This is a genomic window from Pseudomonas sp. NPDC087358, from assembly GCF_044900785.1.
Taxonomy (GTDB): domain Bacteria; phylum Pseudomonadota; class Gammaproteobacteria; order Pseudomonadales; family Pseudomonadaceae; genus Aquipseudomonas.
The window spans coordinates 1-23,721 of record NZ_JBJDOA010000013.1 but is presented as its reverse complement, the minus strand read 5'-3'; the positions used below and the strand labels follow the sequence as shown (position 1 = coordinate 23,721).

General features: G+C 61.2%; 21 protein-coding genes. 12 read left to right on the top strand and 9 right to left on the bottom strand.

The window, feature by feature from the left end; genetic code table 11:
• The first annotated feature begins 126 nt into the window (after window positions 1-126).
• The 3 genes from ACI2KS_RS24365 to trxA all read left to right on the top strand — a co-directional run bounded on the left by ACI2KS_RS24365 (window position 127) and on the right by trxA (window position 2,228).
• A complete protein-coding gene (locus ACI2KS_RS24365; protein ID WP_404623571.1) occupies window positions 127-591 on the top strand; it encodes a YbaY family lipoprotein in 465 nt (154 codons plus the stop codon).
• Window positions 588-1,241 carry a class I SAM-dependent methyltransferase gene (locus ACI2KS_RS24360; protein ID WP_404623570.1) on the top strand — a complete coding sequence of 218 codons (654 nt, stop codon included), beginning with the start codon at window positions 588-590 and terminating at the stop codon, window positions 1,239-1,241. Before ACI2KS_RS24365 ends, ACI2KS_RS24360 begins: the two co-directional genes overlap by 4 nt.
• A 114-nt stretch (window positions 1,242-1,355) precedes the next feature.
• Entirely contained in the window at window positions 1,356-2,228 is an 873-nt protein-coding gene (gene trxA / locus ACI2KS_RS24355; RefSeq protein WP_404623569.1) for a thioredoxin, read from the top strand.
• Window positions 2,229-2,350: 122 nt separating this feature from the next.
• Here the strand turns inward: trxA and ACI2KS_RS24350 are convergent, their stop codons facing one another.
• Window positions 2,351-2,707 carry a hypothetical protein gene (locus ACI2KS_RS24350; protein ID WP_404623568.1) on the bottom strand — a complete coding sequence of 119 codons (357 nt, stop codon included), beginning with the start codon at window positions 2,705-2,707 and terminating at the stop codon, window positions 2,351-2,353.
• Window positions 2,708-2,957: 250 nt separating this feature from the next.
• Here ACI2KS_RS24350 and ACI2KS_RS24345 point away from each other — a divergent pair, with 250 nt between their 5' ends.
• The 5 genes from ACI2KS_RS24345 to ACI2KS_RS24325 all read left to right on the top strand — a co-directional run bounded on the left by ACI2KS_RS24345 (window position 2,958) and on the right by ACI2KS_RS24325 (window position 7,022).
• Window positions 2,958-3,536 carry a DUF2796 domain-containing protein gene (locus ACI2KS_RS24345; RefSeq protein WP_404623567.1) on the top strand — a complete coding sequence of 193 codons (579 nt, stop codon included), beginning with the start codon at window positions 2,958-2,960 and terminating at the stop codon, window positions 3,534-3,536.
• A 64-nt stretch (window positions 3,537-3,600) separates the two neighbouring features.
• Window positions 3,601-4,311 (top strand): ABC transporter ATP-binding protein, encoded by a 711-nt coding sequence (locus ACI2KS_RS24340; protein WP_404623566.1) that lies wholly within the window; start codon window positions 3,601-3,603, stop codon window positions 4,309-4,311.
• Window position 4,312: 1 nt separating this feature from the next.
• Window positions 4,313-5,578 (top strand): ABC transporter permease, encoded by a 1,266-nt coding sequence (locus ACI2KS_RS24335; RefSeq protein WP_404623565.1) that lies wholly within the window; start codon window positions 4,313-4,315, stop codon window positions 5,576-5,578.
• A 10-nt stretch (window positions 5,579-5,588) separates the two neighbouring features.
• The gene (locus tag ACI2KS_RS24330; RefSeq protein WP_404623564.1) at window positions 5,589-6,110 is read left to right on the top strand and encodes a DUF3299 domain-containing protein; all 522 of its coding nucleotides are present in this window, start codon (window positions 5,589-5,591) and stop codon (window positions 6,108-6,110) included.
• A 225-nt stretch (window positions 6,111-6,335) separates the two neighbouring features.
• Window positions 6,336-7,022 (top strand): OmpW family protein, encoded by a 687-nt coding sequence (locus tag ACI2KS_RS24325; protein WP_404623563.1) that lies wholly within the window; start codon window positions 6,336-6,338, stop codon window positions 7,020-7,022.
• Window positions 7,023-7,086: 64 nt separating this feature from the next.
• Here ACI2KS_RS24325 and ACI2KS_RS24320 read toward each other — a convergent pair whose 3' ends face one another.
• Both ACI2KS_RS24320 and ACI2KS_RS24315 read right to left on the bottom strand, forming a co-directional pair.
• Window positions 7,087-8,016 (bottom strand): NAD-dependent epimerase/dehydratase family protein, encoded by a 930-nt coding sequence (locus ACI2KS_RS24320; RefSeq protein WP_404623562.1) that lies wholly within the window; start codon window positions 8,014-8,016, stop codon window positions 7,087-7,089.
• Window positions 8,009-8,893, bottom strand: coding sequence for a sugar nucleotide-binding protein (locus ACI2KS_RS24315; RefSeq protein ID WP_404623561.1), 885 nt, complete (start codon window positions 8,891-8,893; stop codon window positions 8,009-8,011). The genes ACI2KS_RS24320 and ACI2KS_RS24315 overlap by 8 nt, the downstream gene beginning before the upstream one ends.
• A 154-nt stretch (window positions 8,894-9,047) precedes the next feature.
• Between ACI2KS_RS24315 and ACI2KS_RS24310 the strand changes: the two genes are divergently transcribed.
• Entirely contained in the window at window positions 9,048-13,361 is a 4,314-nt protein-coding gene (locus tag ACI2KS_RS24310) for a DEAD/DEAH box helicase (RefSeq protein ID WP_404623560.1), read from the top strand.
• A 174-nt stretch (window positions 13,362-13,535) separates the two neighbouring features.
• Here the strand turns inward: ACI2KS_RS24310 and ACI2KS_RS24305 are convergent, their stop codons facing one another.
• Window positions 13,536-15,668 (bottom strand): mechanosensitive ion channel family protein, encoded by a 2,133-nt coding sequence (locus tag ACI2KS_RS24305; protein ID WP_404623680.1) that lies wholly within the window; start codon window positions 15,666-15,668, stop codon window positions 13,536-13,538.
• A gap of 215 nt (window positions 15,669-15,883) precedes the next feature.
• On the opposite strand from ACI2KS_RS24305, the gene ACI2KS_RS24300 reads away from it, so the two are divergent.
• Complete coding sequence (locus ACI2KS_RS24300) at window positions 15,884-16,489, top strand: TetR/AcrR family transcriptional regulator (protein ID WP_404623679.1); 606 nt, start codon at window positions 15,884-15,886, stop codon at window positions 16,487-16,489.
• Between the two features lie 25 nt (window positions 16,490-16,514).
• Entirely contained in the window at window positions 16,515-16,994 is a 480-nt protein-coding gene (locus ACI2KS_RS24295; protein ID WP_404623559.1) for a DUF1348 family protein, read from the top strand.
• A 97-nt stretch (window positions 16,995-17,091) separates the two neighbouring features.
• Here the strand turns inward: ACI2KS_RS24295 and ACI2KS_RS24290 are convergent, their stop codons facing one another.
• Window positions 17,092-17,634, bottom strand: a complete 543-nt coding sequence (locus ACI2KS_RS24290; RefSeq protein WP_404623558.1) for a single-stranded DNA-binding protein — start codon at window positions 17,632-17,634, stop codon at window positions 17,092-17,094.
• A 9-nt stretch (window positions 17,635-17,643) separates the two neighbouring features.
• Window positions 17,644-19,038, bottom strand: coding sequence for an MFS transporter (locus ACI2KS_RS24285; protein ID WP_404623557.1), 1,395 nt, complete (start codon window positions 19,036-19,038; stop codon window positions 17,644-17,646).
• 187 nt (window positions 19,039-19,225) lie between these two features.
• Between ACI2KS_RS24285 and uvrA the strand changes: the two genes are divergently transcribed.
• Entirely contained in the window at window positions 19,226-22,060 is a 2,835-nt protein-coding gene (gene uvrA / locus ACI2KS_RS24280; RefSeq protein ID WP_404623556.1) for an excinuclease ABC subunit UvrA, read from the top strand.
• 75 nt (window positions 22,061-22,135) lie between these two features.
• On the opposite strand, the gene bfr is transcribed toward uvrA, so the two are convergent.
• The 3 genes from bfr to ACI2KS_RS24265 form a co-directional block, all read right to left on the bottom strand.
• Complete coding sequence (gene bfr, locus ACI2KS_RS24275; protein WP_404623555.1) at window positions 22,136-22,600, bottom strand: bacterioferritin; 465 nt, start codon at window positions 22,598-22,600, stop codon at window positions 22,136-22,138.
• Window positions 22,601-22,860: 260 nt separating this feature from the next.
• Window positions 22,861-23,247 carry a 50S ribosomal protein L17 gene (gene rplQ / locus ACI2KS_RS24270; RefSeq protein WP_074891753.1) on the bottom strand — a complete coding sequence of 129 codons (387 nt, stop codon included), beginning with the start codon at window positions 23,245-23,247 and terminating at the stop codon, window positions 22,861-22,863.
• Window positions 23,248-23,289: 42 nt separating this feature from the next.
• Window positions 23,290-23,721: DNA-directed RNA polymerase subunit alpha C-terminal domain-containing protein (locus ACI2KS_RS24265; RefSeq protein ID WP_404623554.1), on the bottom strand; the 432-nt coding region annotated here is incomplete at its 5' end.

The following is a 23,721-nucleotide window of genomic DNA, read 5'->3' as shown; positions in this document are numbered from 1 at the left end:
GGCAAGACAAGTCTTGGGCTTTGAGGTATATAGACGCCCATCCGGTGCAGCAAACGCTGTCACCCTCGGCGATACTGCATGATGTTGCGCGTATCCCTCGAATTCCGTTTTTTGCTGGAGCTGTTCATGACGCTACGTTCGCTTGCTCTAATCGGCATTGCCGGCCTGTTTGCCGGCCTGCTCGCTGCCTGTAGCTCCAATGAGCCGCCCAAACCTGCCACGCCGGCCAAACCCGCGCCCAACGCCATCAAGTTGCCTGACGGCCCCGGCCCGCTGCTGCCTTATCAGCGAGAATTAAGCGGGCAACTGCTGGGCGTACCCGCAGGCGCTGAAGTCGAACTGGCACTGCTGGTCATCGATGAGCGCAATCGTCCGCAAAAGTTGTTGAGCAGCACCAAGCTGACCGGCAACAACAAGTCGCTGCCATTTCAACTGCGCTTCAATCCAGAGGCCTTTCCTGAAGGCGCACGGGTCGAGCTGCGCGGGCGCGCCAGTCAGTCAGGCCAGTTGATCCTGCATCTGCCGTCGGTGCTGATCGCAAGACCCGACACCCAGGCCTTGGGCCAGTTGCAATTCGTCACGGCCCCATGACGCCACCGCTTCATCTGCAGGCGGCACTGAGCGAGCTGCTGGGCGATGCCCGCCTGGTCGCCGAGCCGTTGCCCGGCACTGACCTTGCGTTGTGGCTGATCGACGCGCAAAACATGGACCGCGCGTTCAGCCCGGACGAAACCCGGCGTATCCTCGAAGAGCCGCCCTACTGGAGCTTCTGCTGGGCGAGCGGTCTGGCGCTGGCGCGTTTTCTGGCCGAGCATCGGCATTGGGTCGAAGGCAAGCGCGTGCTGGATTTTGGCGCAGGTTCCGGTGTGGCAGGCATTGCCGCGATGAAGGCCGGCGCGCTTGAGGTGGTGGCGTGCGATCTTGATCCGATCGCGATTGCAGCGTGCAGGGCCAACGCCGAACTCAACGGCGTACAGCTCGGCTATTCGACGGACTTCTTCGCCGAGGCCGATCGCTTCGACCTGATCCTGGTGGCCGATGTGCTGTATGACCGCGCCAATCTGCCTTTGCTGGATCAGTTCCTCAGCCGCGGCCAGCAAGCCTTGGTCGCGGACTCGCGGGTGCGGGATTTTCAGCACCCGGCGTATCAGCGCCTGGGGATTATTGAAGCACTGACCTTGCCGGACCTGGCCGAACCCTGGGAGTTTCGCAAGGTGAGCCTGTATCACGCGGTGCGATGAGCGCTTAGCCTGCCCTGCTACAGGTCTTCGGCCTGCGCCTGAAAGGTAAGCGCTTTCGACAATCCCCGCAGCCCTTTATAGTTGGCGCCATTAAGCCTTTTTTCGAGACTTGCGATGAGCCAGGACACGCCGTACATCTTCGATGCGACCACCGCGACTTTCGATCAGTTGGTCATCGAGAATTCCTTTCACAAACCGGTGCTGGTGGATTTCTGGGCCGAGTGGTGCGCGCCGTGCAAGGTGCTGATGCCGTTGCTGGCGCAGATCACCGAGAGTTATCAGGGTGAACTGCTGCTGGCCAAGGTCGATTGCGATGCCGAGCAGGACATCGTTGCCCGCTTCGGCATTCGCAGCCTGCCAACCGTGGTGCTGTTCAAGGACGGTCAGCCGGTGGATGGTTTTGCCGGTGCCAAGCCTGAATCGGAAATCCGCGCACTGCTCGAACCCCATGTGCAGATGCCGCCTCCTGCCGCAACCGATCCGCTGCAGACCGCTCAGGCGATGTTCGCCGAGAGCCATTTCGCCGAAGCCGAAGCCGTGCTGCAGACGATTCTGGCCGAGGACAACACCAATGCCCCGGCGCTGATTCTGTATGCACGTTGCCTGGCCGAGCGCGGCGAGCTGACTGAAGCGCGTACCGTACTGGACGCGGTCAAGAGCGATGAACACAAGGCTGCACTGGCGGGTGCCAAGGCGCAGCTGACGTTCCTTGGCGAAGCTGCCGCCCTGCCGGATGTGGCTGATCTGAAGACCCGCCTGGCGCAGAACCCGCAGGACGACGAAGCCGCACATCAACTGGCGATTCATCAACTGTCGCGCCAGCAATATGAGGCGGCGCTGGAAGGCTTGCTCAGGCTGTTCATTCGCAACCGCAGCTATAACGAAGGTCAGCCGCACAAGACCTTGCTGCAGGTGTTCGACCTGCTGGGCAACGACCACCCGCTGGTCACCACCTATCGTCGCAAGCTGTTTGCCGCACTCTATTGAACAGGCTTGCCGGACCTGTAGCAGCACGGCTTGCCGGCGGTCGCGCGGTGTCAGAGCCCCAGGGTTCAGCTGACACACCGCCATCGCCGGCAAGCCGGACTGCTACAGGACAGGGTGTTGCCTCACGACTCCACCCAGTGGTACTCCGGCGCATCGCCATGGCTCTGGACTTTGACGTTGGCGCTGTGGCGCATGCGCACCATCAGGCGTTTGCCCGCCGCGGTGCTTCCGGCCAAGCCTTCCAGCTGCCCTAGCAGATCCGGCCCGCTCATGTGCCCGGCCTTGCGCAGCAGGTCCTGAGCGATGTCCCAGACGGCATCGTTGCGGCTGGTGACGGGTCTGGCAGCTGAGTCGCCGGCTGGCCTGGCCTCCGGGGCCTGCACCCCCAGTTGCATGCCCAGTCTGGCCCAGTCGTCTTCGTCCATTTCCACAGTCAGATCCACCGGCATGTCGCCAACGGTTCCACGGATTCGCAGCATGATGTGTGTCCTCTGGTTGACTGAGCGGCATGGTCCCACAGGTTTTGCTCACCTGAACACATCTCACTGCAGGAGTGAGCTTGCTCGCCAGAGGCCAGCACGTTCGACCTATCTCCTGCGCGCCTGCGAGCGCATCGCGAGCAAGCCCACGCCTGCCGTTATCTTCGGACGAGAAAAAAGTTAAGAAACTCTGCAACTTGTTGTTATAAGATTACATAACAATTTTTCACCCCCTTCCGGAGCCTCCCTCATGCGTCGTCTGCTACTCGCCCTGCCCTTCGCCTTGCTACCGCTGACGCTCGCCCACGCCGCCGATGAACACGACCACGATCATGAGCACGGCAGCCTTGGCGCCCACGAGCATGGCGTGGCGCGGCTGGACGTGGCGCTGGACGGCCGCACGCTGGAATTCGAACTCGACACACCGGCGATGAACATTGTCGGCTTCGAACACCTCGCCACCACTGATGCCGACAAAATGAAGCTCGCGTTGGCGCGCGAAACCCTGCTCAAACCCCACGGCCTGTTCAGTATTCCGGAAGCGGCAGGCTGCACCGTGACTAAACAGAAACTGGAAAGCCCGCTGTTCGGTGACAAGGACGACGACGGGCATGACGCCGCCGACGCGGGTGAACAGGCACACGACCACAGCGAAATCCACGGCCATTACCAGTTCACTTGCAACGTGCCCGCTGTCCTCAACAAACTGGATTTGACCCAACTTTTCAAAAGCTTCCCGGCCACCCAGACCGTCCAGGTACAACTGGTCACGCCCAAGCGCCAGATGGGCGCAGAAGTTCGCCCGAGCAATCCTGTGGTCAAGTTTTAACCAGACGGGCTTCACCTGCGACCGGGGCCTTGCGGTCATTCAATTTTCAGATGCGGCTGTGGTCATGACTCAAGCACTTATCGAACTGTCCGAACTCGGCTTCAGCTGGCCGGGACATGCGCAATTGCTGGACATCCCGGCGTTTCGCCTGGAGCCTGGCGAAACGCTGTTTCTCAAAGGCCCCAGCGGCAGCGGCAAAACCACGCTGCTGGGCTTGCTGGGCGGGGTGCAGAAACCCGATCGCGGCAGCATCCGCTTGCTCGGCCAGGAGCTGAGCCAGCTGTCCGCCGGCGCCCGCGACCGTTTTCGCGTCGATCACACCGGCTACATCTTCCAGCAGTTCAATCTGCTGCCGTTTCTCTCGGTGCGCGAGAACGTCGAGCTGCCGTGTCACTTCTCCAGGCTTCGCGCACAACGGGCGACGCAACGCCATGGCGGCGTGGATCAGGCGGCGGCGACCCTGCTCGCGCACCTGGGCCTGAAGGATCCGCAACTGCTCAGCCGTCGCGCAGACTCGCTGTCCATCGGCCAGCAGCAACGAGTCGCCGCAGCCCGCGCGCTGATCGGCCAGCCTGAGTTGGTGATTGCCGATGAACCCACCTCGGCGCTGGATGCCGATGCCCGCGAAGTGTTCATTGAGCTGCTGTTTGCCGAATGCCGCGATGCCGGTGCCAGCCTGCTGTTCGTCAGTCACGACCAGAGCCTGGCTCCGCTGTTCGACCATCATCTGTCGCTCGCCGAACTCAATCGCGCCGCCGTCGCTACCGAGGTTTGAGATGTATCTTCTTCGTCTGGCGCTGGCCAGTCTGGCCAACCGCCGCTTTACCGCCTTTCTCACTGCCTTCGCCATCGCCCTGTCGGTCTGCCTGTTGCTGGCAGTGGAACGGGTGCGCACCGAGGCTCGCGCCAGTTTCGCCAGCACCATCAGCGGCACCGACCTGATCGTCGGCGCCCGCTCCGGCTCGGTCAATCTGCTGCTGTATTCGGTATTCCGCATCGGCAATGCCACTAACAACATCCGCTGGGACAGCTTCGAGCACTTTGCCGGCAGCAAGCAGGTGAAATGGGCGATCCCGATTTCCCTGGGCGACAGTCATCGCGGTTATCGGGTGATGGGCACCAACGAGTCGTACTTCGAGCATTACCAGTACGGCCGCCAGCAGCATCTGGAACTGGCAGACGGTCGCCCGTTCGCCACCGACCCGTTCGAGGTGGTGCTGGGCGCCGAAGTGGCCGATGCGCTGCATTACAAGCTCGGCGACAAACTGGTGCTGGCCCATGGCGTCGCGGTGGTGAGCCTGGTCAAGCATGATGACAAGCCGTTCACCGTGGTGGGGATTCTCAAACGCACCGGCACACCGGTAGACCGTACGCTGCACATCAGCCTGGGCGGCATGGAAGCGATACACATCGACTGGCATAACGGCGTCCCTGCTCAGGGCGCCGGGCGTATCAGCGCCGATCAGGCACGTAACATGGACCTGACGCCTAGCGCGATCACCGCATTCATGCTGGGGCTGAACAGCAAGATTTCGACCTTTGCCCTGCAACGTGAGATCAATGAGTTTCGCGGCGAACCGATGCTGGCGATCCTGCCGGGCGTTGCCTTGCAGGAATTGTGGAGCCTGATGGGCACCGCCGAAAAAGCCTTGTTCGTGATATCGCTGTTCGTGGTGCTGACCGGTCTGATCGGCATGCTGACGGCGATTCTCACCAGCCTCAACGAACGTCGTCGGGAAATGGCCATTCTGCGTTCGGTCGGCGCGCGTCCCTGGCACATTGCGAGCCTGCTGGTGCTTGAAGCCTTCGCCCTGGCGCTGGCGGGCACACTCAGTGGCTTGGCGCTGCTGTACATCGGCATCGCGGCCGCTCAGGGTTACGTGCAGGCCAATTACGGACTGTTCCTGCCGTTGTCGCTGCCCAGCAGCTATGAATGGACGCTGCTTGGCGGCATTCTCTGTGCTGCTCTGCTGATGGGCGCAGTGCCTGCGTGGCGCGCCTATCGCCAGTCTCTGGCCGATGGCCTGTCGATTCGCTTATGAGGACGCTGTGATGCGCATGTTGTGGGTGCTGCTGTCGATGCTGGTCGTGACCTCGTCATGGGCGCAGGACCTGCGGGTGCTGACCTGGCAGGAGATGATTCCGCCCGACGCTCCGCCGGTGAAGCTGATCACCGCGCCGATCCACGACTTGTCGAAAATGGCCGACACGCTGTCGGTGGAGTCGGCACCCGCCGCCCACCAACTGGCGCCCGATGCCCCGGTCGTCAAGTCGCTGGACGGCGAGAGGGTTCGGCTGCCCGGTTATATCGTGCCGCTGGAGGTCAGCGAGGAAGGCCGGGTGACGGAGTTTCTGTTGGTGCCGTATTTCGGCGCCTGCATCCATGTGCCGCCGCCGCCACCGAATCAGATCGTCCACGTCACCAGCGAACTGGGCGTGAAGGTGGATGAGCTGTACCAGCCGTACTGGATCGAAGGCCCGATGCAGGTCAAATCGTCCACCAGCGAGCTGGCAGACGCGGGGTATCAGATGGAGGCGGACAAGATTCTGGTTTATGAGTTGCCGGATCAATAGCTTCAGAACACCGTCGCCGGTAAGTCCCCCATCGCGAGCAAGCTCACTCCTACAGGTGAGCGGACCTCCTTTGCAGGAGTGAGCTTGCTCGCGATGACGTCGGCAAGATCGGTAAAGTTTCCGAGCTGAATACCCAATCCCCATTTCATTGAGCTGTGTCAAAACCCGCGGTCCAGACGCTTCGTAACATAAGGCATCACTTTCTAATGCCTTCACGGAGCCCCCATGAACAAGTCCTTGCTCGGCGCATCGCTGGTTGCGCTCGCACTCACCTTGCCCCTTGTCGCCAACGCCCACCAGGCCGGTGACTTCATCGTGCGCGCAGGCGCGGCGCGGGTGAACCCCAACGAGGACAGCGGCAACATCAAGCTCGACGGTGCCAAGGTTTCAGGCACCAAAGCCACTGCCGACAACTCGACGCAGCTGGGCCTGACTTTCGCCTACATGCTGACCGATCACGTGGGTCTGGAGCTGCTGGCCGCCACCCCGTTCAGCCACACCATCGGCGTCAAAGGCCTGGGCCCGGGACTGGACGGCAAGCTGGCAGACGTCAAGCAGCTGCCGCCGACCCTGTCGCTGCAGTACTACCCGTTGGACGCTGCGTCGAAATTCCAGCCCTATGCCGGCATCGGCCTGAACTACACCAAGTTCTTCGACACGGACCTGTCCGGCGAGCGCAAGGATCAGGGTTTCAGCAACTTGAAACTGAAGGATTCCGTAGGCTTGGCCGGACAGGTCGGCATGGATTACATGCTCACCGACAACATCATGCTCAACGCCTCGGTCTGGTATATCGACATCGATACCAAGGCCAGCGTTGACGGCCCATCGGCACTGAGCGTCGGCAAGACCAAGGTCGATGTGGACATTGACCCGTGGGTGTACATGGTAGGCGTGGGTTACAAGTTCTGATCGCACCCGACCAAAAAACGCATAAAAAAGGCACCTCATCGGTGCCTTTTTTGCTGCCTGAACTTCAGCGTCCCAGCAAGCGCGCCAGACCGACGCTCAATGGTGTCGGCTCAGGCACCTTGAAGCGCGCCAGCAGCCGTTGGTTGTTGGCCCGCGAATGCTTGATATCACCCGAACGTGCCGGTAGATAGGTCACAGCCGGCAGGTCACCGACCACCTGGGCAAACGCCGCCAGCAGCTCATTCAGGGAGGTCGTGGCATTGAGGCCGACGTTCACCGCGCCCTCTTCCACCACCGCCAGCTCAAGACCCTGCACCACCAGATCGACCAGGTCTTCGACATAGAAGAAATCCCGGGTCTGTTCACCATCACCGAACACCGAAATCGGCAGGCCCTTCTCGGCGCGCTCGGCAAAAATGCTGATCACCCCGGAGTAAGGCGAGGACGGATCCTGACGCGGCCCGAAGATATTGAAGAAGCGAAACACCACCGGCTCCAGCGCATGCTGGCGACGGTAGAAATCCAGATAGTATTCGCTGGCCAGCTTGTCCGACGCGTAGGGCGTCAGCGGCGCCTTGGCTGTGTCTTCGGTGATGGCCTGGCCTTCGCCGTTATTGCCATACACCGCTGCGCTTGAGGCAAACACCACGCGTTTGATCCCGGCCTGACGCATCGCTTCGCAGACATTCAGGGTGCCGATGAAGTTGCTCTGGTGAGTTTTCACCGGATCGTCCACCGAAGCCTGCACCGAGGCCACTGCCGCAAAGTGCGCAACGGCCTGACAGCCCACGGCTGCGCGTGCGACCAGTGCGGCATCGGCGACGTCGCCATCGATCAGTTCGACCCGCGGATTATCCAGCGGCAGGTTGCTGCGTTTGCCGGTGGACAGATCATCGAGCACACGCACCGCGTACCCCTTGGCAAGCAGGGCATCGACCAGGTGTGAGCCAATGAAACCGGCGCCGCCGGTGATCAGGACAGGAGCATCAGACATGACGGTAGTAGCGGTCCAGTAAGCTGGGCAAACCCGCACGCCATGCGCGAGGCTTGATACCAAAGGTGTGAAGGATTTTCTTGCAGGCCAGCACTGCATTCTGCGGTTCTTCAGCAGCGTCGGGGCTGGCGGCATGGGCCTGGGCCGTCGGCGCTTCGATGGCCAGCGCACGCATCAGCCGCGCCTCGGTGAGGATCGCCTGCCCCAGCGCCAGCGGCGTGGTCGCCTCGTGACCGGCGTAGTGATAAGTCCCCCACAGCGGCGCGGCGCAATCGAGCTGCTTGAGCACCGAGATGATCACCCGTGCGGCGTCATCGACAGGTGTCGGGTTGCCACGGCGATCATCGGCCATCAACAAGTCTTCTGCCGTTTCGGCACGCGCCAGAAACCGTCCGAGCACGCCGTCGGCGCTGTCATCGAGCAACCAGCCAAAACGCACCAGCACATGCTGCGGACAAGTGGCGCGCACGCTTTGTTCGATGCGCCACAGCGCCTGGCCGCGCGAGCCCAGCGGCACGGGTTCGTCTTTCTCGCTGTAGGCAGTGGCCCGCGAACCGTCGAACACCCGGTAACTGGACGGTTGAAGCAGAACGATGTTGTGGTGCTGGCACAGTTCGGCGAGGCGCTCGACAGAGCGTTCCTGATTGTCCAGCCTCTGCGGGCTCACACTCTGCGACTGGAACCAGTCGAAGTAGTAAGCAAGGTTGATCAAGGCATCCGGTCGGGTGTCATCGAGCAGTTGCGTCAGGCTTGCCGCGTCCCAACCGTCTTGCGGTGGACGCGGTGCGAGGAAGCCAATGTCTTCCTCGGCACCCAGACGAATCAACGCCTGCCCAAGGGCATTCCCGCCGCCCAACAGCATAAGGCGCATTCGCATAGAGTCAGCAGGCTCGGTCTTGGATTTAAGTTGGAAATAGGTGAAAAACGCCCGCAAACATAACACGTCGGTGGACAAGTCCCAACTCGGGGCACCGGCAGGGCCCGATCACCGGCGCTTGCATCCAGAGCCGGGCGCCCTCATAAATTCATCCATGAACCTTCCCCAGACTCTCGACCCGGTACTAGACGCCTTTCATCCCGCCGTCAGTGCCTGGTTTCGTGCGACCTTCCCGGCGGTCACGGCCGCGCAGGCCCAGGCCTGGCCATTGATCAAACGTCGTCAGTCGACGCTTATCGCTGCGCCCACCGGCTCCGGCAAGACCCTGACAGCGTTCCTGGCGGTGATCGATGACCTGGTTCATCAGGGACTGGACGCGGGCGGCAAGCTGCCAGATCAGACGTTCGTGGTCTATGTCTCGCCGCTCAAGGCGCTGTCCAACGATATCCAGATCAACCTGCAGAACCCGCTGGCCGGGATCACCGAGCAATTGATGCAGCTGGGTCTGCCCGAGCTGCGCATCAGCACGGCGGTGCGCACCGGTGACACTGCGCAAAAAGAACGCACAGCGATGCGCAAGACTGCGCCGCACATTCTGGTGACCACGCCCGAGTCGCTGTATGTGCTGCTGGGCTCCGATTCCGGGCGGCGGATGCTGTCGGGCACGCAAACGGTGATCGTCGATGAAATCCACGCCATTGCCGCCGGCAAACGCGGCAGTCATCTGGCGTTGAGCCTGGAACGCCTGCAGGCGCTGTGCGACACCCCCCTGTTGCGCATCGGCCTTTCGGCCACGCAGAAACCCATCGAGCGAGTCTCGCGTTTTCTGGTCGGCAGCGATCCGCTCACCCGCCCCTGCGCCATCGTCGACATCGGCCACGCCCGGCCGCGTGATCTGGCGATCGAAGTTCCGCCGGTGCCGCTGAGTGCGGTGATGGCCAACGACGTGTGGCAACTGGTGTACGACCGCCTCGCCACCCTGGCCCGGGAACACCGCACGACGCTGATTTTCGTCAACACCCGGCGCCTGGCCGAGCGCATGGCCCGGCATTTGAGCGAGCGCCTGGGCAAACAGGCGGTGGCTGCCCACCACGGCAGCCTGGCCAAGGAGCAACGGCTGGACGCCGAGCAACGGCTCAAGCGTGGCGATTTGCAGGTTTTGATTGCCACCGCTTCGCTTGAACTGGGGATCGATATCGGCGACGTCGATCTGGTCTGTCAGATCAGTTCTCCACGCTCCATCGCCGCTTTTCTGCAGCGGGTCGGACGCTCCGGCCACCAAGTGGGTGGCACGCCCAAGGGCAGGCTGTTTGCCGTGTCCCGCGACGACCTGATCGAATGCGCGGCGCTGCTGGACTGCGTGCGCCGGGGTGAACTCGACACCTTGCTGATTCCCAAGGCGCCGCTGGATGTACTGGCGCAGCAGATCATTGCCGAGGTCAGTTGCCAGGAGTGGCAAGAACAGGCGCTGCTGGACCTGTTCCGCAAAGCGTCCCCTTACGCCGAGCTGGACGAAGCCCATTATCAGGCGCTGCTGGGCATGCTTGCCGAAGGCTACAGCGGACGTCAGGGCGTGCGTGCGGCCTACCTGCACCGCGACGCCGTGACCCGCACGTTGCGGGGTCGGCGAGGCAGCAAGCCGACCGCGGTCACCAGCGGCGGGACGATCCCCGACAACGCCGACTACGGTGTGATCCTCGAACCGCAGGCGCTGAACATCGGCACCGTCAACGAAGACTTCGCCGTGGAAAGCATGGCCGGTGACATCTTCCAGTTGGGGAACACCTCCTACCGGATTTTGCGCATCGAAGCGGGGCGGGTGCGGGTCGAGGATGCGCAAGGGATGCCGCCGAACATCCCGTTCTGGCTGGGCGAAGCACCAGGGCGTAGCGATGAGCTGTCATTCGCGGTGGCTCGCCTGCAAGGCGATATCGACAAGCGGCTGAGCGAGCATCCGGGCGACCTGCGCCCCTGCATCGACTGGCTGATCGGTACCCTGGGGCTTGACGCTGCCAGCGCCGAGCAACTGGTCGAGTACCTGGCGCGTGCGCACGCGGTTCTTGGCGCGTTGCCGTCGCAGGACACGCTGGTGATGGAACGTTTCTTCGATGAGTCCGGCGGCACCCAGCTGGTGATCCACACGCCGTTTGGCAGTCGCATCAATCGCGCCTGGGGCTTGGCCCTGCGCAAGCGCTTCTGTCGTACCTTCAATTTCGAGTTGCAGGCGGCGGCCAGCGAAGACGCCATCGTGCTGTCACTGTCCACCAGCCACAGCTTTGCGCTGGATGAGGTCTGGCGTTATCTCAATTCCAACAGCGCCGAGCACCTGCTGATTCAGGCCGTGCTCGATGCGCCGTTGTTCGGCGTGCGCTGGCGCTGGAACGCGGGGGTCGCACTGGCCCTGCCGCGGTACGCCGGGGGGCGCAAGGTCGCGCCACAACTGCAGCGCATCAAGAGCGAAGACCTCATCGCCACGGTCTTCCCTGACCAGATCGCCTGCTTGGAGAACCTGGTGGGCGAACGCGAAGTTCCCGAGCACCCGCTGGTCGAGCAGACCCTGGACGATTGCCTGCACGAGGCCATGGACGCCGAGGGCTGGCTGGCATTGCTGCGGCGCATGGAGCGTGCAGAGGTGCGCCTGATCAGCCGCGATCTGCCCGCGCCTTCGCCATTGGCGGCTGAAATTCTCAACGCCAAACCCTACAGCTTCCTCGACGACGCACCACTGGAAGAACGCCGCACTCAAGCCGTCCTCAACCGCCGCTGGAGTGACCCACAGTCGGCCGACGATCTCGGCGCCCTGGACGCCGACGCTATCGCTGCGGTCGGCGAAGAGGCATGGCCACAGCCACAGAATGTCGACGAAATGCATGAAGCCTTGATGAGCCTGGGCTGCGTCACGGGCATCGAGGCGCGAACCTACACCGACTGGATGAAGTGGCTTGAAAGCCTCGCCCGCTCTGGTCGCGCCACCCGCCTGCAAGTCAGCCCCGATCAAGCGCTGTGGATTCCCCTGGAGCGCCTGACCTGTCTGAAGGCGATCTACCCCGCTGCCGAAATGCATCCGCCACTGGCCGCTCTGGCCGGTTTCGATGAGGCGTGGAACGAGGACGAGGCCCGGGTCGAAATCGTTCGCGCTCGCCTGAGCGGATTCGGTCCGCTGCCGTTGTCGGTGATCGCCGACGCATTGGCATTGCCCCCAAGCGAAATCACCCAGGCCCTGGCGCAGCTGGAAAACGAAGGTTACGTGCTGCGGGGTCGTTTCAGCCCCGGGGTCACTGACGAACAATGGTGCGAGCGGCATTTGCTGTCGCGTATCCATCGCTACACGGTCAAGCGCCTGCGCCGCGAGATCGAGCCGGTATCGCTGCAGGATTGCATGCGTTTTCTCTTCGACTGGCAGCACCTTTCCGCCGCGACGCAGAGCCAGGGCAAGGCGGCGCTGCCAGAAGTGGTCGATCAGCTCGAGGGTTTTTCGGCGGCGGCCGGCGCCTGGGACAGCGATATTCTTCCGGCGCGCCTGAAGGATTATTCCCAGAGTTGGCTGAATGACCTGTGCCGATCCGGCAAGGTGGTGTGGATGCGCCTGACGAGTCGTAACAAGGTCGGCAGCGCGGCACTGCGCAGTACGCCGATTGTGTTGTTGCCGCGTACCCAGGTGCGCTTGTGGAGCGGTTTGACCGAACAACCCGCGCCCACCGAGCTGTCGCTGCGCGCACAGAAGGTCCATGAAGTGCTGTCGGACAACGGTGCGATGTTCTTCGATGAGCTGACCGGCGAGGCGCATCTGCTGCGCGCCGAGCTGGAGAACGCCTTGCAGGAGTTGGTCGGCGCAGGGCTGGTGAACGCAGACAGCTTCGCCGGCTTGCGCGCATTGGTCACACCCGCCAGCAAGCGCGCCGCGCACACCAGCCGACGCAATCGTGGGGCGTTCATCGGCGGGATGGATGATGCAGGACGCTGGGCGTTGTTGCGCCGCGCGCCTGTCAGCGAAGCGGGCCCGGCACAACGGCTCGACAGCGATACGCTGGAACACATCGCCATGACGCTGCTGCGTCGCTACGGCGTGGTGTTCTGGCGGCTGCTGGAACGCGAAGCGGACTGGCTGCCGAGCTGGCGCGAACTGCTGCGCACGTTCCATCGTCTGGAGGCCCGTGGGGATATTCGCGGCGGCCGTTTCGTTGCGGGCCTCGCCGGCGAGCAGTTCGCCTTGCCCGAGGCCATCCCCCTGCTGCGCGAAGTGCGCAAGCGGTCGCTCGATGGCAGCCTGATCGGCGTCACAGGCGTTGATCCGCTGAACCTGGCCGGCACGTTACTGCCCGGCGCGAAGGTGCCCGCGGTGATCGGCAATCGACTGGTTTATCGCGACGGGATCCCCATCGCCGCTATCGTTGCGGGCAAACCGCAGTACTGGGGTGAACTGGATGCGCAGATGATGCTGCAGGTGCGGGATCGCTTGTTTCGGTAGTCTGTAATCCAAGGGGTAGGAGCCGGCTTGCTGGCGATAACGATACATCAGCCACGCACACGGGAACTGGCCGGCGCACATTGCTGTAGCAGTACGGCTTGCCGGCGGCGGCACTGTTGAAATCGCTACCGCCGACACGCCGGACTGCTATAGAAACAACATAACCAGACCCGACTAAACCGGACTCTCAGACCCGTCCTTGTTCACCACCGTGGTCTTGCCCGGCAACGCCTGCTGGACATCTTCCTCATCCATCTGCGGCGCCAACCCGTTGCGCGGGCTCATGACCAGCTGTGGATAAGTTTGCGCAAAGCGTACGTCCGTCGACTTATCCACAAGACGCTTGAGCTTGTCGTTGAATGAGCGACTGACTGCGTATTGGCCGCCCGACGAGGTGCGGAACTGCGCGGTGATCACGATCCCGTTCATGTCCATACGATCCAGCCCGAACACCTCAAGCGGCCCCTGCAGCTTGCTCGCCAGCAGGAAGTCATCGGAGATCGCCTGCCCGGCCTCGCGAATCAGTGATGTCGCCGAATCCACGTCAGAGTCGTACGTGAACTGGAACGAGAAGAACGCATAGGCGAACTGCCGGGATTGATTGGTCACTGCCTTGATCTGACCGAAAGGCACCGAATGCACGAAGCCCTTGCCGTCGCGCAGGCGCAGCGTGCGGATGGTCAGGCTTTCCACCGTCCCGGCATGCCCGGAGTCGAGCACCACCCAGTCACCGATGGAAATGGTGTCCTCGATGATGATGAACAGGCCGGTGATCACGTCCTGCACCAACTGCTGCGAGCCGAAACCGATCGCCAGGCCGACCACCCCGGCACCCGCCAGCAACGGTGCGACGTTGATCCCCAGATTGGCCATGGTGGTAATGGTGCAGATCACCACCAGAATGATCTTGATCGCGTTGCGCAGCAGCGGAAGGATGGTCTTGACCCGGGTGCTGGGCTGCCGCGAGGAGCGATTGTTGACCGGTGGCTTCAAGGCTTCCTGGATGGCCGTGTCCATCACCACCCACAGCAGCCAGGTGACCAGGAAGATCAGCCCGATGCTGCTCAGCGAATCGCTGATCACCTTGCCCAGAGCATTGCGCTGGGCGAATTCGAACAGCGAAAAACCCCAGATCCTGCCGAGCAGTTCGATGAAGCCCACAGCCAGCGCAATGCGCAGCACCGCGTGCAAAAGGCTCAGCAGACGCTCTTTGTAGACCCGCCCGCTGCGCGCTTCGGCAGGCTTGAACATATGCTGGAACAAGGTGCTGAGAAATACCGTGCCGATCAGCAGCACGGTGGTCAGCAAGGCGCAACGCAACGCTTGCTGACTGTCCTCGCCGGCGCCGATCAGGTTCACTGCCGAGACCAGGATCATCAACAGAATCGGCAGGTGCCACAGGCTCGAGAACACCTTGAGGGTCTGCTGCAGCGCCGGTCGGGACAGGCGTGCGCCCAGTGGCCGATTGCGGATCAGGTGAGCCACGGGCCTGCGCATCCGGATCACGACGATGCAAAACATCACCGAGGCCATCAGCCCGGTAAACGCAGCAACGCTGGTGGTCACGTTGCCGCCGATCTGCCTGGATATCTGAGGACTGGTCAACGCATCGCTCAAGGCCGCGAGAAAACCGATGATGAACAGCGGGTGCGGCGCGTAGCCCCGGATGATGCGGACTGCCGGGCGCTTGTGGCCGGAGTTGAACAGCACAATCACCGAGAGCAACACAGAGGTTGAAAAGATACCGCTACTGGTTGAATAAGCCAGGCATAGCGCCAGTGCGCGACCAATCGACGGCAACATGAAATGGCTGACGTACAGCGTCAGTGGCAAGCTGATGAGCGCGGCGAGGGTGAAGGGCAACACGTAGCCCAGCACACCCTGAACGCGCTCTCGTTCAACCAGCAACCGGTGGCGCGACAGCCGCGAAACGAGAAACGCACCGATCCGGTTGAGCAGCGCAAAGCTGCCTATCCACACCACCGAGAGCATCAGGAAATCGCCGACGATGCTCCAGGGTGATCGTGACAGAGGCTTGTTGACCAGGGTGTCGAGTTCGTCCGCGGCACGGTCGGCTCGCAAACGCCATGAGTCCAGCAGATGACCGTTCAGATCCAGCCTGTCCTGCACGCTGTCGATGCTGGTACTGATCACGCCGAGCAAGCCGCCCTTGACGAGTATTTCCGGTTTGGCGGGTTCCGCAGCCGGAGCTGGATCTGCCGGCGCGGCCGACTGAGCGGTGCTGGCAGCAGGGGCATCGGCTGCCTGGACGTTGAAGCTGCCGACGCAGAGCGTCAGACAGAGCAAAAGGACAGATGTGAAGTTCGACAAAACGCAGGGCACTCCTTTCAGTCATGAGGGACGGCGAAATCAAAGCCCACAGAAACTGATCGAAATTCCTCACGCAAGTTCGCTGCCCAAGGGAAAGCTTCACCTGCGAGCAGTGAAAGCCCCGAGCCCTGACGCTCATTTTTTGTTGAAGTCGCTTGACCAAGGAGAACGATCGTTCTACCTTCAATTCCATGAATATGCCGACGACTGATACACGGGAAAAAATTCTCGCGACCGCCGAACAACTGATCTACCAGAACGGTATCCACGCCACCGGCATGGATCTGTTGGTAAAGACTTCGGGGGTCGCCAGGAAAAGCATCTATCGTTACTTCGCGACCAAGGCTGAGGTGGCTGCCGCCGCGCTCAACGCCCGTGACGTGCGCTGGATGGAGTGGTTTCGGACCGAATCGGACAAGGCCGATTCCCCGCAGGCGCGCATCCTGAATATGTTCGTCGTGCTCAGGGGCTGGTTCCAGTCCGATGGCTTTCGCGGCTGTGCATTCATCAACACCGCTGGGGAAGTGGGCGATGCAGGCGATCCGATTCGGCTGATTGCCAAGCTGCACAAACAGAAGCTGTTCGATTACGCCCTTGGCCTGTGCCAGCAGTTGCCCATCGAGCAGCCGTCAGCATTGGCCCGACAGCTGCTGATTCTGATGGAAGGCGCCATCACTACCGCCCGCGTCATGGGTGATTACAGTGCTGCCGACAGCGCAAGGGAGGTTGCACAGATGTTGCTCGAACAGGCCTCGCCGCAGAAGCCTGTGCTTCAAGAACGCTCCATCCACCGCTGAACTCAATCTGCCTGGAGGCTTACTCATGTCGTCCGATGCACAAACGCGCCCGCCATTGCCGCCGTTCACCCGCGAATCGGCCATCGAAAAGATCCGCCTGGCCGAAGATGGCTGGAACAGCCGAGACGCGGAGAAGGTCTCGCTGGCCTACACCCTCGACACTCAGTGGCGTAACCGCGTCGAATTCGCCGCCAACCGAGCAGAGGCCAGGGACTTCCTGACACGCAAGTGGAAGAAGGAACTGGACTACCGGTTGATCAAGGAGCTGTGGGCCTTCACCGATAATCGCATTGCGGTGCGCTACGCCTACGAGTGGCACGACGATTCGGGCAACTGGTACCGCTCCTACGGCAACGAGAACTGGGAATTTGCCGAGGACGGCCTCATGCATCGCCGCTTTGCCTGCATCAACGACATGCCGATCAAGGAATCGGAGCGCAAATTCCATTGGCCGCTGGGTCGCCGTCCTGATGATCATCCGGGCCTGTCGGACCTGGGGCTGTAGCAGCGGGCCTGGCTGTATCACACAACCGCTTGAGCAAAACAAAGCCCCCGGCAGCTGAGCTGTCCGGGGGCTTTTGTGTATCGCGTTTGATCGGGGATCAGAACGGGATGTCGTCATCGAAGCTGTCGAAATCGGGAGCCGGTTGCGGCGCCTGTTGCGGAGCTGGACGCGACTCGCGCTGCGGCTGCCCTTGCGGAGCACCCTGAGGCGCCGACTGTGGGCGCGATTGCTGAGGACGAGGAGCGGAGTTCTGATACCCGCCATCCTGACCTTGAGGTGCCCCATCCTGACCTTGTGGACGGCCACCCAACAGCTGCATGGTGCCCTGCATGTCGACCACGATTTCGGTGGTGTAACGCTTGATACCGTCTTTTTCCCATTCGCGGGTCTGCAGCTTGCCTTCGATATAGATTTGCGAGCCTTTGCGCACGTACTCAGCAGCGATTTCCGCAACCTTGCCGAACATCACCACCCGATGCCATTCGGTTTTTTCGACTTTCTGACCAGTTTGCTTGTCGGTCCATTGCTCGCTGGTCGCCAGACTCAGGTTGATCACGGCATTACCGTTAGGCATATAGGTAGGCTTGGGATCCACACCACAAGTGCCGACCAATATGACTTTGTTAACCCCACGGGCCATAACGTTCTCCTAGGCTTCACACGTTTCCGACGCTGGATTGACCACTTCGTCGAAAGACGCCCGATCCAACAGTTCTTTGTCAAATTTGATATAGATGGCGGCTTCGTCAGCCACCACTACTGCATCTGTTACTCCACGTACGGCCAACACGCGTTCGGCAAGGCCTGTGTCGCGTTGAGCCGCGGGCGACAACGGCAAGCGGAGGCTGGTTACGTACGGAGGTTCGCGCATGGTAACAGCAAACGCGAGCCAGATGGCGGCCAGACCCGCCCCGCCGAGGAACACAACACCCAGTCCGCCGTGCTGAAACAGCCAGCCGCCGAGGATGCCACCGGCTGCCGATCCGAGGAACTGGCTGGTGGAGTAAATCCCCATCGCCGTGCCTTTTCCGCCCGCCGGAGACACCTTGCTGATCAACGATGGCAGCGACGCTTCCAGCAGATTGAACGCGGTGAAGAACACCACAGTGCCTATGACCAGCGCGCGCAGGGTGTCGCCGAACTCCCAGAAGAATAGCTCAGTGAGCATCAGAACCAGGACGGCGCCGAGCAGAATCCGCTTCATCTGACGCTTCTTCTCGCCGTAGATGATGAAGGGGATCATGGCAAAGAAAGAGATCAGCAGCGCGGTCAGGTAGACCCACCAGTGCTGCTCCTTGGGCAGGCCGGCTTTTTGCACCAGCGCCAACGGCAATGCGACGAAACTGGACATCAGCATGGCGTGCAACGCGAAGATACCCAAATCCAGGCGCAGCAAGTCTGGATGCCGAAGCGTGGCCCCCAGCGCCTGACGGGCGAGACCCGACTCACGGTGCTGCAGCGTCACGGTGGATTTGGGCACCACGAACGCGACGATCACAATGCCGACCAGCGCCATGGCTCCGGTGGCCAGAAACAGGCCGGACAGCCCGAATGCGCCGGTGAGGATCGGTCCGACCACCATTGCGACGGCGAACGAGACGCCAATGGTCATGCCGATCATGGCCATGGCCTTGGTGCGATGCTGCTCGCGCGTCAGGTCCGAGAGCAAGGCCATCACCGCTGCCGAGATGGCCCCGGCGCCCTGAAGTACACGACCGGCAATCACGCCCCAGATCGAAGTCGACTGGGCAGCCAGCACGCTACCCAGCGCAAATACCACCAACCCCAGATAAATCACCGGGCGACGGCCGATGCGATCGGAAATGATGCCGAACGGAATTTGCAGCACCGCTTGAGTCAGGCCGTATGCGCCAATCGCCAGACCAATGAGTGCCGGGCTTGCGCCAGCCAGGTCCATGCCATAGGTCGCCAATACCGGCAAAACCATGAACATGCCCAGCATACGGAACGCGAACACCAGCGCCAGACCGCCCGCGGCGCGGGTTTCACTGCCACTCATGCGTTCGCTATGAGAATCGTGCATGGAAAAACCTCGTGTGAACCGGCGGCGATTCTACCAGTCCCATCGTTGTAGAGCACATACGACGCATTGCCGCGCATCGAGCCCTTGTGTCCTGGGGCAACGCTGCAGCATCCAGTTCGATAGTGTGCATCCATCCAGTATTTGACCGTATACTCCTACGTTTTGACGCCCGCCGTGCGAGGCCACTTTGGACAAGATCCTGATTCGTGGGGCTCGAACCCACAACCTGAAAAACATCGACCTGACCCTGCCACGCGACAAACTGATCGTCATTACCGGCCTTTCCGGTTCCGGTAAATCGTCTCTGGCATTCGACACGCTCTATGCCGAGGGGCAGCGGCGCTATGTCGAATCCCTGTCGGCCTATGCGCGGCAGTTCCTGTCGATGATGGAAAAGCCTGACGTCGATACCATTGAAGGCCTGTCACCGGCCATCTCCATTGAGCAAAAATCCACGTCGCATAACCCACGCTCCACCGTGGGCACCATCACTGAGATCTACGACTACCTGCGCCTTCTATATGCGCGCGTCGGCCAGCCGCGCTGCCCGGACCACGACATCCCGCTGGAAGCGCAAACCGTCAGTCAGATGGTCGATCTGGTAATGGCCGAGCCCGAAGGCCGCAAACTGATGCTGCTGGCACCGGTAGTCCGCGAGCGCAAGGGCGAGCATCTGGCCGTGTTCGAAGAGTTGCGGGCGCAAGGTTTCGTCCGCGCCCGGGTCAACGGCAAGCTCTGTGAGCTCGACGAACTACCCAAGCTGGACAAGCAGAAGAAGCATTCCATTGATGTGGTCGTCGACCGCTTCAAGGTGCGTGCTGATCTGCAACAACGCCTGGCCGAGTCTTTCGAGACCGCCCTGAAGCTGGCCGATGGCATCGCTCTGGTGGCGCCGATGGATGACGAGCCTGGCGAAGAGATCATTTTCTCGGCGCGCTTTGCCTGTCCTATCTGCGGTCACGCCATCAGCGAACTGGAACCCAAGCTGTTTTCGTTCAACAACCCAGCGGGTGCATGCCCGACGTGCGATGGGCTGGGCGTTAAGCAATTTTTCGACATCAAGCGTCTGGTCAACGGCGAACTGACGCTCGCCGAAGGCGCCATACGTGGCTGGGACCGGCGCAACGTCTATTACTTCCAGATGCTCGGCTCGCTGGCCAAGCATTACGGGTTCAGCCTGGAAGTGCCGTTCAAGGAGCTGCCAGCCGACCAGCAGAAAACCCTGCTCAGCGGCAGTGGCTCGCAGAATGTCGATTTCCGCTACCTGAACGACCGCGGCGACATCGTCAAACGCGCGCACCCGTTCGAGGGCATCGTGCCGAACCTTGAGCGACGCTATCGCGAAACCGAATCGGCAACGGTACGTGAAGAACTGGCGAAGTTTCTCAGCACTCAGCCATGCCCGGACTGCCGAGGCACCCGCCTTCGTCGCGAGGCTCGCCATGTCTGGGTCGGCGAGAAGACGTTGCCAGCAGTGACCAGCCTGCCGATAGGCGATGCCACTGACTACTTTGGCGGGCTGAAGCTGACCGGCCGGCGCGGCGAGATTGCCGACAAGATCCTCAAGGAGATCCGCGAGCGTCTGCAGTTCCTGGTCAACGTCGGTCTGGATTACCTGACGCTGGATCGCAGCGCTGACACCCTCTCCGGCGGCGAAGCCCAGCGTATCCGCCTGGCCAGTCAGATTGGTGCGGGCCTGGTGGGTGTCATGTACATCCTCGACGAGCCGTCCATCGGCCTGCATCAGCGGGACAATGACCGGCTGCTGGATACCCTTCGCCACCTGCGCGATATCGGCAACACCGTGATCGTGGTCGAACACGACGAGGATGCCATCCGACTGGCGGACTATGTGGTTGATATTGGTCCGGGGGCCGGCATCCATGGCGGCAACATCGTGGCTGAAGGCACACCAGAAGAAGTCATGTCGCACCCCGACTCGCTGACCGGCAAGTACCTCTCCGGGCGGGTGAAGATCGAAGTGCCGGCCAAGCGCACACCGCGCAACAAAAAGCTGTCACTCAAGCTCAAGGGCGCGCGCGGCAACAACCTGCGCAATGTCGACCTGGAGATACCGATTGGCCTGCTGACTTGCGTGACGGGTGTTTCAGGCTCGGGCAAATCGACGCTGATCAACAACACCCTGTTCCCGCTCAGCGCGACTGCACTCAACGGCGCAACGACGCTTGAAGCCGCGACCCACGACAGCATCGACGGGCTGCAGCATCTGGACAAAGTGGTCGACATCGACCAGAGCCCGATTGGACGCACACCGCGTTCCAATCCGGCGACTTATACCGGACTGTTCACACCCATCCGTGAGCTGTTCTCAGGTGTGCCGGAGTCACGCTCTCGCGGTTATGGTCCGGGGCGCTTCTCGTTCAACGTCAAGGGCGGCCGCTGCGAAGCTTGCCAGGGTGACGGCCTGATCAAGGTCGAGATGCACTTCCTGCCGGACATCTATGTTCCGTGCGACGTTTGCAAGAGCAAGCGCTACAACCGCGAAACCCTTGAGATCAAGTACAAGGGCAAGAACGTCCACGAAGTGCTGGAGATGACGATCGAGGAGGCCCGCACCTTCTTCGATGCCGTACCAGCGTTGGCGCGCAAGCTGCAAACCCTGATGGACGTCGGTCTGTCCTATATCAAGCTGGGCCAGTCGGCGACGACGCTGTCGGGTGGTGAAGCGCAGCGGGTCAAGCTATCCCGCGAACTGTCCAAGCGTGATACCGGCAAGACGCTGTATATCCTCGACGAACCCACCACTGGCCTGCACTTTGCGGATATCCAGCAGTTACTGGACGTGTTGCATCGTCTGCGCGACCACGGCAACACGGTGGTAGTGATCGAGCACAATCTGGACGTGATCAAGACAGCCGACTGGCTGGTTGACCTCGGCCCGGAAGGCGGCTCAAAAGGGGGCCAGATCATCGCGACGGGCACGCCCGAGCAAGTGGCCGAGATGAAACAGTCCTACACCGGCCATTACTTGAAACCACTGCTCGAGCGCGATCGAGCGTGATGAGCTGAAACACCGCAGAAACAAAAAAGCCCCTGTCGAGACCGTCTCGACAGGGGCTTTTTATTGAGCTGGAAATCAGAACTGCGATTGCAGATAGTTTTCCAGGCCAATGGATTTGATCAGACCCATCTGCTTTTCGAGCCAGTATGTGTGGTCTTCTTCGGTGTCGGCCAGCTGCACCCGCAGGATGTCGCGGCTGACGTAGTCCCGATGCTGTTCGCAAAGGGCAATGCCTTTGCACAACGCAGCACGGACCTTGTATTCCAGTCGAAGATCGCTGGCGAGCATTTCAGGGACGGTGGTGCCGACATCAAGGTCATCCGGGCGCATGCGCGGGGTGCCTTCAAGCATCAGAATCCGGCGCATCAACGCGTCAGCGTGTTGTGCCTCTTCTTCCATCTCATGGTTGATGCGCTCATACAACTTGCTGAAGCCCCAATCCTCATACATCCGCGAATGGATGAAATATTGGTCGCGTGCAGCCAATTCGCCGGTCAGCAGCGTGTTGAGGTAATCGATGACGTCCGGGTGGCCTTGCATCGCCGTAAATCTCCTTCGTGAAAGGCGTTAGTTTGAACCATCATTGCTGACAGGTCACCCGACCAAAGGCAGAAAAGCGAAGAAAAACAGCGAATACCTAACATTAAGTGTCGAAAATCGCCGTAAATGAGGAGAGTTCTGTTTATCACTTAGAGTTCACGCAATTACTACGCAACCCAGTTGATAACGCGTTTGATTTAGTGAACTCCCAACAACAAAAAACCGGGCACTAGGCCCGGTTCTTCGTAACGACTGACGTCTTATTCAGCAGCTTCTACAGAGCCACCGACAGGACGATCAACCAGCTCGACATACGCCATAGGCGCGTTGTCGCCAGCGCGGAAACCGCACTTCAGGATGCGCAGATAGCCACCCTCGCGGGTTGCATAACGCTTGCCCAGATCGTTGAACAGCTTACCGACCATTTCTTTCGAACGGGTACGGTCGAAAGCCAGACGACGGTTAGCGACGCTGTCGATCTTGGCCAGGGTGATCAGCGGCTCGGCAACGCGACGCAGTTCCTTGGCTTTCGGCAGGGTAGTTTTGATCAGCTCGTGCTCGAACAGCGACACCGCCATGTTTTGAAACATGGCCTTGCGGTGAGAGCTGGTACGGCTCAGGTGACGTCCACTTTTACGATGACGCATGGTTCATTCCTTACCAAACACAACGTTCGGTGATTACGACGATCAGGCAGTCGCCTTGTCGTCCTTCTTAAGACTTGCAGGCGGCCAGTTGTCGAGGCGCATGCCGAGGGAGAGACCACGAGAAGCCAGAACGTCCTTGATTTCAGTCAAGGATTTCTTGCCCAGGTTCGGAGTCTTCAACAGTTCTACTTCGGTGCGCTGAATCAGGTCGCCGATGTAGTAAATGTTCTCCGCCTTAAGGCAGTTGGCCGAACGCACGGTCAGTTCCAAATCGTCAACCGGACGAAGCAGGATCGGATCGATCTCGTCTTCCTGTTCGACTACAACGGGTTCGCTGTCACCTTTGAGGTCGACGAACGCAGCCAACTGCTGTTGCAGGATGGTTGCAGCGCGACGGATTGCCTCTTCAGGATCCAGAGTACCGTAGGATTCCAGATCAATAACCATCTTGTCCAGGTAAGTGCGCTGATCGAC

Excerpts from the sequence above, each read along its gene's own strand:
- ACI2KS_RS24365 (WP_404623571.1), top strand. The coding sequence starts at position 127 with ATGACGCTACGTTCGCTTGCTCTAATCGGCATTGCCGGCCTGTTTGCC.
- ACI2KS_RS24360 (WP_404623570.1), top strand. The coding sequence starts at position 588 with ATGACGCCACCGCTTCATCTGCAGGCGGCACTGAGCGAGCTGCTGGGC.
- trxA (WP_404623569.1), top strand. The coding sequence starts at position 1,356 with ATGAGCCAGGACACGCCGTACATCTTCGATGCGACCACCGCGACTTTC.
- ACI2KS_RS24350 (WP_404623568.1), bottom strand. The coding sequence starts at position 2,707 with ATGCTGCGAATCCGTGGAACCGTTGGCGACATGCCGGTGGATCTGACT.
- ACI2KS_RS24345 (WP_404623567.1), top strand. The coding sequence starts at position 2,958 with ATGCGTCGTCTGCTACTCGCCCTGCCCTTCGCCTTGCTACCGCTGACG.
- ACI2KS_RS24340 (WP_404623566.1), top strand. The coding sequence starts at position 3,601 with ATGACTCAAGCACTTATCGAACTGTCCGAACTCGGCTTCAGCTGGCCG.
- ACI2KS_RS24335 (WP_404623565.1), top strand. The coding sequence starts at position 4,313 with ATGTATCTTCTTCGTCTGGCGCTGGCCAGTCTGGCCAACCGCCGCTTT.
- ACI2KS_RS24330 (WP_404623564.1), top strand. The coding sequence starts at position 5,589 with ATGCGCATGTTGTGGGTGCTGCTGTCGATGCTGGTCGTGACCTCGTCA.
- ACI2KS_RS24325 (WP_404623563.1), top strand. The coding sequence starts at position 6,336 with ATGAACAAGTCCTTGCTCGGCGCATCGCTGGTTGCGCTCGCACTCACC.
- ACI2KS_RS24320 (WP_404623562.1), bottom strand. The coding sequence starts at position 8,016 with ATGTCTGATGCTCCTGTCCTGATCACCGGCGGCGCCGGTTTCATTGGC.
- ACI2KS_RS24315 (WP_404623561.1), bottom strand. The coding sequence starts at position 8,893 with ATGCGAATGCGCCTTATGCTGTTGGGCGGCGGGAATGCCCTTGGGCAG.
- ACI2KS_RS24310 (WP_404623560.1), top strand. The coding sequence starts at position 9,048 with ATGAACCTTCCCCAGACTCTCGACCCGGTACTAGACGCCTTTCATCCC.
- ACI2KS_RS24300 (WP_404623679.1), top strand. The coding sequence starts at position 15,884 with ATGAATATGCCGACGACTGATACACGGGAAAAAATTCTCGCGACCGCC.
- ACI2KS_RS24295 (WP_404623559.1), top strand. The coding sequence starts at position 16,515 with ATGTCGTCCGATGCACAAACGCGCCCGCCATTGCCGCCGTTCACCCGC.
- ACI2KS_RS24290 (WP_404623558.1), bottom strand. The coding sequence starts at position 17,634 with ATGGCCCGTGGGGTTAACAAAGTCATATTGGTCGGCACTTGTGGTGTG.
- ACI2KS_RS24285 (WP_404623557.1), bottom strand. The coding sequence starts at position 19,038 with ATGCACGATTCTCATAGCGAACGCATGAGTGGCAGTGAAACCCGCGCC.
- bfr (WP_404623555.1), bottom strand. The coding sequence starts at position 22,600 with ATGCAAGGCCACCCGGACGTCATCGATTACCTCAACACGCTGCTGACC.
- rplQ (WP_074891753.1), bottom strand. The coding sequence starts at position 23,247 with ATGCGTCATCGTAAAAGTGGACGTCACCTGAGCCGTACCAGCTCTCAC.